Annotated in this window: 8 protein-coding genes; 2 read left to right on the top strand and 6 right to left on the bottom strand. The window is 61.9% G+C overall.

What is annotated here, in order from left to right:
• Together EOA86_RS11130 and EOA86_RS11125 are read left to right on the top strand one after the other, a co-directional pair.
• Nucleotides 1-606, top strand: a 606-nt coding sequence (locus EOA86_RS11130) for an ABC transporter ATP-binding protein (protein ID WP_164891680.1), incomplete at its 5' end; no start/stop codon positions are given.
• On the top strand, nt 603-1,433 hold the full coding sequence (locus EOA86_RS11125; protein ID WP_128341665.1) for a dipeptide ABC transporter ATP-binding protein: 831 nt from the start codon (nt 603-605) through the stop codon (nt 1,431-1,433). The genes EOA86_RS11130 and EOA86_RS11125, both read left to right, overlap by 4 nt.
• Before the next feature lie 362 nt (nt 1,434-1,795).
• Here the strand turns inward: EOA86_RS11125 and EOA86_RS11120 are convergent, their stop codons facing one another.
• The 6 genes from EOA86_RS11120 to EOA86_RS11095 all read right to left on the bottom strand — a co-directional run bounded on the left by EOA86_RS11120 (nt 1,796) and on the right by EOA86_RS11095 (nt 8,791).
• Complete coding sequence (locus EOA86_RS11120) at nt 1,796-2,839, bottom strand: hypothetical protein (protein WP_245497215.1); 1,044 nt, start codon at nt 2,837-2,839, stop codon at nt 1,796-1,798.
• 525 nt (nt 2,840-3,364) lie between these two features.
• The gene (locus tag EOA86_RS11115) at nt 3,365-4,060 is read right to left on the bottom strand and encodes an RNA polymerase sigma factor (RefSeq protein WP_127210656.1); all 696 of its coding nucleotides are present in this window, start codon (nt 4,058-4,060) and stop codon (nt 3,365-3,367) included.
• A 463-nt stretch (nt 4,061-4,523) separates the two neighbouring features.
• Nucleotides 4,524-5,804, bottom strand: coding sequence for a cysteine desulfurase-like protein (locus tag EOA86_RS11110; RefSeq protein WP_127210655.1), 1,281 nt, complete (start codon nt 5,802-5,804; stop codon nt 4,524-4,526).
• An 83-nt stretch (nt 5,805-5,887) separates the two neighbouring features.
• Nucleotides 5,888-6,562, bottom strand: a complete 675-nt coding sequence (locus EOA86_RS11105) for an amino acid ABC transporter permease (RefSeq protein WP_065005955.1) — start codon at nt 6,560-6,562, stop codon at nt 5,888-5,890.
• A gap of 193 nt (nt 6,563-6,755) precedes the next feature.
• The gene (locus EOA86_RS11100) at nt 6,756-7,553 is read right to left on the bottom strand and encodes an ABC transporter substrate-binding protein (protein WP_127210654.1); all 798 of its coding nucleotides are present in this window, start codon (nt 7,551-7,553) and stop codon (nt 6,756-6,758) included.
• Between the two features lie 98 nt (nt 7,554-7,651).
• Nucleotides 7,652-8,791 carry an aminotransferase class V-fold PLP-dependent enzyme gene (locus EOA86_RS11095; protein WP_128341661.1) on the bottom strand — a complete coding sequence of 380 codons (1,140 nt, stop codon included), beginning with the start codon at nt 8,789-8,791 and terminating at the stop codon, nt 7,652-7,654.
• Nucleotides 8,792-9,056: the final 265 nt, after the last annotated feature.

Here is a 9,056-nt window from a genome sequence, read left to right as displayed (position 1 = left end):
ATCTCGATGATCTTCCAGGAGCCGATCGCCAGCCTCAATCCATGCTTCACCGCCGGCTTCCAGATCGAGGAGGTGCTGCGTTTCCATATGGGCATGGACCGCGCCCAGCGCCGGGCCCGCGCCATCGAACTGATGAAGCTGGTCGGCATTGCCGATCCGGAAGAGCGGCTGAACTCGTTCCCGCACCAGATGTCGGGCGGCCAGTGCCAGCGCGTCATGATCGCCATCGCCATTGCCTGCAATCCGAAGCTGTTGATCGCCGACGAGCCGACCACCGCGCTCGATGTTACCATCCAGAAGCAGATCCTTGACCTTTTGGTTGGCCTGCAGGCCAAATACGGCATGGGCTTGATCATGATCACCCATAATATGGGCGTCGTGGCCGAGACCGCGGACCGCGTCATCGTCCAGTACAAGGGCCACAAAATGGAGGAGGCAGACGTGCTGTCGCTGTTCGAGCAGCCGAAGAGCAACTACACGCGCGCGCTGCTGTCGGCGCTGCCGGAAAACGCCGTCGGCGACCGGCTGCCGACCATTTCCGACATGCTGTTTGAACCGGCACCCTCTGCTGCGGGAGCCGGGACTGCAACGGGAGCCGCGCCATGAGTGTGACGGTTCTCGAAGGCAAGAACATCGTGCGCGACTATCATGTCGGCGGCGGCCTGTTTCGTCCCTCGCGCACGGTGCATGCGGTCAAGGGCGTTTCCTTCAGCGTCGACAAGGGCAAGACGCTGGCCATCGTCGGCGAAAGCGGCTGCGGCAAGTCAACGCTCGCCCGCATCATCACCCTGATCGATCCGGCGACATCAGGTGAACTCTTCATCGACGGCAACAAGGTCGACATCGCCAGGGATGGCTTGACGAAGGAGATGCGCCGCAAGGTGCAGATCGTCTTCCAGAACCCTTATGGTTCGCTCAATCCGCGCCAGAAGATCGGCGACGTGCTGGGCGAGCCGCTGCTCATCAACACCGACAAGCCGGCCGCCGAACGGCGCGATCTCGCCATGAAGATGCTGAAGAAGGTCGGCCTCGGCCCCGAACACTACAACCGCTACCCCCACATGTTCTCGGGCGGCCAGCGCCAGCGCATCGCCATTGCCCGCGCGCTGATGCTCAATCCAAGCCTTTTGGTGCTCGACGAGCCGGTCTCGGCGCTCGATCTGTCGGTGCAGGCGCAGGTGCTCAACCTGCTCGCCGACCTGCAGGACGAATTCAAGCTGACCTATGTCTTCATCAGCCACGACCTGTCGGTGGTGCGCTACATCGCCGACGACGTGATGGTCATGTATTACGGCGAGGCCGTCGAATACGGTTCGCGCGACGAGGTCTTTGCCGACCCCAAGCACAGCTACACCAAGACGCTGTTTGCGGCGACGCCGCGCGCCGACGTTGCCTCGATCAAGGCGAGGCTGGCGAAGAAGAAGGCCGCCTAGTCAAACTACTCTGCATGACCGAGTTTGACCCATTCGCGACCTTCAACAAGCAGAGCAGCAGGTCTGGATTAGGCGGAAAAGCAGTCCTTGTTGTGAACCGATCAATCCCTCAGGCCGGCAGCGGTTCGCGAAAGCGGCACCCGCCATCCGGGCTGATCTCGCCTGCGACGATCTCGCACGCGTTCGGCTTCAGGAAATGGGTTCACCTTGCCGCAGCGGCGCCTCTGAATTGGAGAATTCTGGTATGGCGCCACACTCTTCGGCGTGGTTCCGGCCCCTCGTGTCACAGGCGGACCCGCAATGTAAGAAGCGAGCCCATTAGCACTGGCAAAGGGAATACCGAATTCACGCCGAACCTCAGATCAAATCGATTTCAGATACTCGATTAGATCGCTCTTTTCCCGATCGGTCAGATTGAGGCCGAGATGACTGTTGTAGTGCTCGAGTACGTCACCAAGCGTGGCGAACCGCCCATCGTGGTAAAACCCGCCTTTGTGGATCTTCTCGACATCCCACAGGGCACGCAGCGGCGCGGTTCGGTACCTCTCGTCAGGAGAGCGCATCGCTTGGAAATCGTCGATCCCGATCTCCTCCGCCGTGTGCAGGTTCCAGCCCGGCTCCGTGAAGATTGGCGGGACATGGCAGGTGGCGCATCTGGCCTTCTCGTTGAACAGCGCCATCCCGTTCTCTGCAGCGGCAACGTCGAAGGAGCCTTCCGGCGGCTTTGGGGTTGGCAGAGAGAGCTGGTAGAAGTGGAGGGCGGGCAGCTTGGCAGTAATCCGGTCTTCGCTGTCCTGCTTGTGGCCTTGCTTCGTTCTGGCGGCGACCGGATACTTCTCGGCGTCGTCCAGCCGCGGATCGTAAAACACGCCTTTCCCATGCATTTCGAGATTGCCGACGTAGGCGTTCCAGTAGCTCACCGTCCCCCAGGAGCCGGTCCACGTGTGGTTGTTTACGCCCGCTAGCCCGAAGGCCGGCGGATTGAGCGTGGCGGCAGTCTTGCCGTCTGGCCGGAAGGCCTTGCCATCGAGATTCAGTTCCGCATCGAATTTTCCCGGCCCCCAAGCCTCTACTGCCTTCTTCACCTCCGCTTCGGGGATCTGCAGCATTTCTACAAAGGCGGTCAGATCCGGCGCCAAGGCCACGATCGCCCCTATATTGAGGTCTCGGTTGGGCCAGCCGTCGAGTCGGTGCCCGATGCCCGGCGCATATGAGTCGTCGACCGTCGAATGGCACACCGCGCACTGAATGCCGACGGAAGTCAGCGTCTTCCCGTCCTCGCCAAAAAAACCGGTTACTCCGACAACGGCGTTGGCTTTGAGCAGGAGAAGCGTGCTGGCCGGGTCCGCGAGATCGACTTCACCTTTGTTAAGTGCCTCGGCCACATCCTTCGGGATGGCGTTCACATCGACCTTCAGGCCGAGTTCGAGGGCCTTTTGCGGGCTGAGCCCTGGTCCTGCGCCACCTAGCTTATCGCCAGCGATCGCGTCGTGAAGCTTGAGCCTTCCACCCCAGAAATCCTCGCTGCCGAACGTATCGAAGCGGAATGTCTCGCGGCCTTCTTCAAGATACCGCTCAGCCTGCTCAGCGGCCGCGTCGTCAAAATCCTTCCCGCTTGTCGATCCCTTCGCGCTCATTTGGGCAGCGGTCGGTATCAGAGTTGAGGAGAGCACGAGAACGGAAAAGCAGGCGATTACCTTAACACGCATGAGCATTGGCAGTCCTCCCTAATAGATTTGCCGGTCGGCAGCCTCCATGGTTGGCCGCATCCAACACAGATCTTCATCGGCGCTCTGCGGCCGATGAGCATTGGATGGTCCCAACTGTCAAAAGGTTCCCGACTTCCCCGCTGCCCGCCGGAGGACCTTCGAGGAGCGATTGAAGATGAAGTCGGCACGACTCGCACAACCCGTGCTCGGTCGCTCTGCCGCCTAGTGAGCCTGCAATTGCAGAAGACTAATTCCAAGCCGGTCGAGGACCGATTGCATGAGGCGGTCACAAGGCGCGCCCGCAAAGGGAAAGGTGTCGGTAAACACGGTGGCAAGCTTGTCGCGCAGCGTCTCACGCAGCAGCCGGCGCGCGCGATGCAGCCGAGTCTTCACGGTCTGAGGTCGCAAACCGAGAAGGAGGGCCGTCTCCTCAGTGCTCATTTCCTCGACATCGCGCATAACAAACACGATGCGAAAGTGCTCCGGAAGGTCACTGACCGCGCGTTCCAGCAGGCGGCGGATCTCGGCGAGGGCGGATGCCTCCTCCGGGTCAGCGTTGTATGCGCTGAACGGAGCGGGCATGGCTTTGATCGCCTTTACGTCGACCGTCGGTCGCCTTTGCCGGCGGCGGCCCAGCGCCTCGTTCAGCGTGATCCGGGTGAGCCAGGTGGAGAGCTGTGCCTCCGCGCGGAATTCGGACAAATGCATGAAGGCGTGGATGTAGGTCTCCTGGAGCACGTCCTGCGCCTCGGCGTCGTCATCCAGGACGGCGCGAGCGATTCGATAAAGGCGCTGGTTGTGACGCTTTATGATCAACCAGAAAGCAGCCCCGTCGCGCTGTTGCGCGCGATCGACCAATGCCGCATCATCGAGGTCTTCCACTCTCACTGCCTCGGTCGGTGCGATCGCCTTCGTCATGGTGCTCTCCAAGCGCTTCACCGGTCCCTGTGGCGTGCGGGCCAGCTCAACGCGAGAGTGCCTGCCGAAGGGATGTTCGCGAGTCCTGCACGGCCTGTGCGCTGCCAAGACCAACTGTGGATGATGGCGCCGATTACTGAGAATTGTACATCCCTATCGCAATCGCATGCAGCGGCGGCGCGTGATCCGTGCATCGAACCTGAGACGATGGCTGCTATCGCCGAGAGGCGGAATGCAATGGAGTGCTGATGTGACGAGCGACCGCTTTGCGCCATAGCGGGTGTTCGGCCAGTTTCTCCGCAACGAGCTGACCTGGCGCGTTCCTGACGCCTCTTAGCCATTGGCGGCTGCAAGATAATCGAGTTTTGACCTGGAGCGTTTTGCAGCCAAGTGGAAGCACTCGCGCGGCTAAAAACAGATAGAGCGAGAGTTCAACCTAAATGCATCTCGCTCCAGACGCCGATCAAGACAGCTTTGCGATGACGGCGCGCAGCGCCTCGCCGAAGCGCCGGACTTCCCCGACCGTGTTATAATGCACCAGCGAGGCGCGGATGGCGCCGCTGTCCATGCTGAGGTTCAGCCGCTTCATCAGCCGCGGCGCATACATATGGCCGTCGCGGATGCCGATCTGCATCTCGGCCATCGCCTCGACGATCATTTGCGGCGACAGCGTGCCGATGTTGAAGCAGAAGGTCGGCACCCGCTCGTTGAGGCGGGCTTCGTCGGCGACGCCATAGATCGTTGCGCCGCACTCCTTGAGCACGCCGAGCATTTCGCGCGCCAGCACCAGCTCATAGTCGCGGATGGCATTCATGCCGGCGACGAGGTTGTCGCGCCGAGACCGGTTGTTCTCGGCCAGGAAGTTGCGGCCGATCAGTTCCAGATATTGCACGGCCGCGTCCATGCCGGAGACGTTCTCGTAGATGAAGGTGCCGGCCTCGACCTTGTAGGGCGGCTCGTCGGGAATGAAATCCTCGCGGAAGGTCGGCAGGCGCTTCAGCGTCTCGAAGCGGCCCCACAGGAAGCCCATATGCGGCGAGAAATTCTTGTAGCCTGAACAGACCAGATAGTCGCAATCCCAGGCCTGCACGTCGATCAGTCCGTGCGGCCCGTAGTGCACGCAGTCGAGGAACACTTCGGCGCCGGCCGCATGCGCGATGTCAGCCACTGCAGCAACATCGACGATCGAACCGATCGAATGCGCGGTGACGGTGCAGGCGACAAGCCGGGTGCGGTCGGAGATAAGCGGGCGCAAATCGTCGACATGGAGATTGCCGTCGTCGCGCATCCGCCACCATTTGAACTTGGCGCCAGCGGGCGCCAGCGCCAGCCAGGTGGCGATGTTGGCGTCATGGTCCATGTCGGTGATGACGATCTCGTCGCGTTCTCCAAGCATCTGGCCGATGCCGAGGCTGACGAGGCGGATGAACGAGGTGGCGTTCATGCCGAAGCAGATTTCCGCAGGGCTATAGGCATTGATCAGCAGCGCCACGCTTTCGCGCGCATCGGCGATCGCCTGGTCGACGGCGACGCTGCGGCTATAGCGGCCGCCGCGCTGCACATTGTGCGCCATCAGATGGTTGGTCACCGCATCGAGCACGCTTTGCGGGATCTGCGCGCCGGCGGCATTGTCCATGAAGATGAAGTCGCCGGCCTGCTGCAGGGCTGGAAACATGGCGCGGATCGTGTCGACCGGGAAGATTGCGGAGACGTCGTTCGCATTGTGGGGCTGATGCTTGTTCAAGATGGTCTCCTGCGAAGTGCCTGACAGATATGAAAATTGGCAGATGGGGAAGGTGACAGATGCAGATGGGGAAGCTGGCGACGTCAGCGGGTTTTTTCGGTTTTGAAGCGGCGTTCCAGCAGGCTGACGAGACGGACCATCGGCCAGAGAAAGATGAGATAGACCAGCGCCGCGCCGATCAGCGGCGAGGGGTTGGCGTAGAGTGACTGCGCGTTGGTCGCTTCCTTCAGCAGTTCGGGCAGCGCCACTGTTGAGGCGAGCGAGGTGTCCTTGAACATCGAAACGCAGTTGCTGGTCATCGGCGGAATGACGACGCGGATCGCCTGCGGTAGCACCACCTTGCGCAAGGTCAGTAAAAACGGCAGGCCGAGTGCCTGCGCCGCCTCGAACTGGCCGCGCGGAATGCTTTCTATGCCGGAGCGGAACACCTCGGCCGAATAGGCTGCCATGATGATGGCGAACGCCGTCACCGCGGAGGTCCAGGATGACAGGCGTATGCCGAGGAACGGCAGCGCGTAATAGATCAGGATCAGCACGACAAGCACCGGCATCGCCCGGAAAATATCGATATAGCCGACCGCCAGCAGCCGCAGCGGCTTTGGCGCGTAGAGGCGCATCAGGCTGATCGCCAGGCCGACGGGGATACCGATGCCGATGCTCAACAGCCCGAGCAGCAGCGTGTTCAGGAAGCCGCGCAGCAACGCCGGCAGGCTGGAGATCATGACATCGGCGTTGAAGAAGGTCTCGAGCAGCGACATGGGGAGCATTCCCGAAAGATTTGGCGTCCCGCGACGCTAAAGCATGCTGCCGAAACCAGAAATCGGGTTTCGGAGCGGATCATGCGTGAAAGTCGAAGGGCTACGGCGTCCGTTGCACGTCCAGGAGGGCGCGCAACGCTGTCCGTGAAATCGTGCCGGTGTGGAAAGCCGGCTCGATTTCAGCCGCTGCTGCTCAGGCCTTCGGGATAGGCATTTCCTTGACGGTCGAAGAATCGGCGGGTGCGTCACTGCCGAACCACTTCTTGTGGATCGCGGCCAGCGTGCCGTCCTTCTTCATCGCCGTCAGTGCGTCGTTCAGCTTGCCGAGCAGCGGGTGGTCCTTGGCCATCATCAGGCCGTACTGCTCGCCAGTCTTGATACGCACTTTTACGGCGAGGTCCTTCATCCTGGTGAAGGAATATTCCAGGCCTGGGATGTCGCTGACCGCTGCGTCGACGCGACCGGCGCTGAGATCGAGCAGCAGGTTCTGCTGCGTGTCGTAACCCTTCACCTCGCTGAACCCGCCGGCCTCCTGGTGCTGCTTGGTCCAGGCTTCCCCGGTCGAGCCGGACAGCACGCCGATGATCTTGCCCTTGAGGTCGGCCTCGGACTTGATCGGGCTGTCCGCCTTGGCGGCGATGCCCATGTCGGAATCATAGTAGGGCTGCGTGAACGCCTGCGACTTCAGCCGCTCCGGCGTGATCGTGATCGAGGAGATGGCAACGTCTATGCGCTTCGACGTGGTGGCGGCGAACAGGGCCTGAAATCCGAGATCGGCGATTTCCGTGGTCATGCCGATGCGCTTGGCCGCCTCGTTGACGATGTCGACTTCAAAGCCCTCGAAGGTGCCGCTTTCGTTCTTGTATTCGAAGGGCGGATTGGTCGGATAGGCGCCGACATTCAGCGTCTCTTGGGCATAGGCGGCAACCGGGCCGGCGGCAATGCCGATGGCGGCAGCGAGAAGAAGCAAATTACGGCGAGTGAAGCTCATTTTCGTTCCCTCTGGTTCGGCCACTCCCTGTGGCGCTTTTCACTTCCGCCCCTTTTCAGCGCCGTATTCCGGACACTGCAGGCGAGGCGGCGCCTGAGTCAGGATGCGCGGCGTTGTCGCGAGCCGATCAACTGCTGCAGACGCGCCAGCAGTGCGTCCACCGCGTCGTCCGTGGTGACCATACCGGGCGACAGCCTGAGCGTCGCGCCGCGCGCGTCGCAGTAAAGTCGCTCACTGCGCAGCGCCGACACCGTTTTCACCGGGTCGACGCCTTGCGGCAAGGTCAGCATGACGCTGCCGCCGCGCTTGTCTGTATCGAGCGGCGTACGGACCACCCAGCCATTGTCCAGCGCGCAGCCGATGATGCGCTCGGTCATGCTGGCATTCTGTGAGCGGATGGCGTCGACACCTGTTTTTGCGACCCATTCAAGGCCGGGCAGCGATGCGACACTGGCCAGGATGGCCGGTGTGCCATGGTCGAAACGTCGCGCATCGCTTGCATAGGAAAAACTGTCGAGATCCCAGGAGAACGGGTTCGGTTGGCTGAACCATCCGCGAAGTTCCGGCCGGCAGGCGGACAGCAGATCGGGCGCCACCTGCAGGATGCCGGCGCCCGAAGTGCCGCACAGCCATTTCAACGAGGTCGAGACGACGAAATCGACCGGCGTCTTCGCAATCGAGAAGGGCGCCACGCCGACGCCTTGCGTAATGTCGACACCGACGATGCTGCCCATCTCCCGGCCATGCTTGGCAAGCCGCGCCACGTCGCAGCGGTGTGAGGCCGTGGAGGTGACGAAGGTCAGCAAGGCCAGACCGACATCGTCCTGCCAGCGGGCGATGAAATCCTCGTCGCGGACCCAGCTCTCGCCCGGCCGCAGCGGCACGGTGTCGAGCACGAAGTTGAAGCGCTCGGCAAGTCCAGCAAGCAGGAAGTGCAGGCTCGGGAAACAGTCGGCCGCGACCAGCAGGCGCTTTCCCGCTAGACGCTCGGACGGCAGGCCGCCGATCAGACTATAGAGCGCTGACGTGACGTTCTCGGCGGTTGTCAGGGGGCCTTGCGGGGCATCGATCAGCCGGCCCCAGGCCTCGACGAAGCGCTGCCGCGCGGCAAGGGCCGCCGGCCACTGGCCGTCATCTTCCGCCGACCAGACGCCCGAGAATTCCGACAGGGCAGCAGTCATGCGCTCCGCCTTGCCGGGGAACGTCCCGATCGAATGGTAGAGAAAATAACCAGACACGACGCTTTTGCTCCCTTGTGATCATGTGATCACAAAACCGAATACGGATCAATCGCTGCCCGCGAACAAATGTGATTCATCGGGAAAATCGGGGGCTATTTTTTCCGACCGCGAGTGGTCGCGGATCGGCACTTTCCCGCGTCGATTTGGCGTTCAATCCGCAGCGGAGCTTCAGGAGGCTTTGCCGAACCCGGCGAACTCGACCGGCCTGGTTTCCGGCACGTCGGGGCAGATTGCGCGCAGCGTCTCCTGCGTCGTCCTGATG

Source organism: Mesorhizobium sp. M5C.F.Ca.IN.020.32.2.1, from assembly GCF_004023105.1.
Classification (GTDB): domain Bacteria; phylum Pseudomonadota; class Alphaproteobacteria; order Rhizobiales; family Rhizobiaceae; genus Mesorhizobium; species Mesorhizobium wenxiniae.
This window is presented reverse-complemented; position numbering and strand designations above follow the sequence as displayed.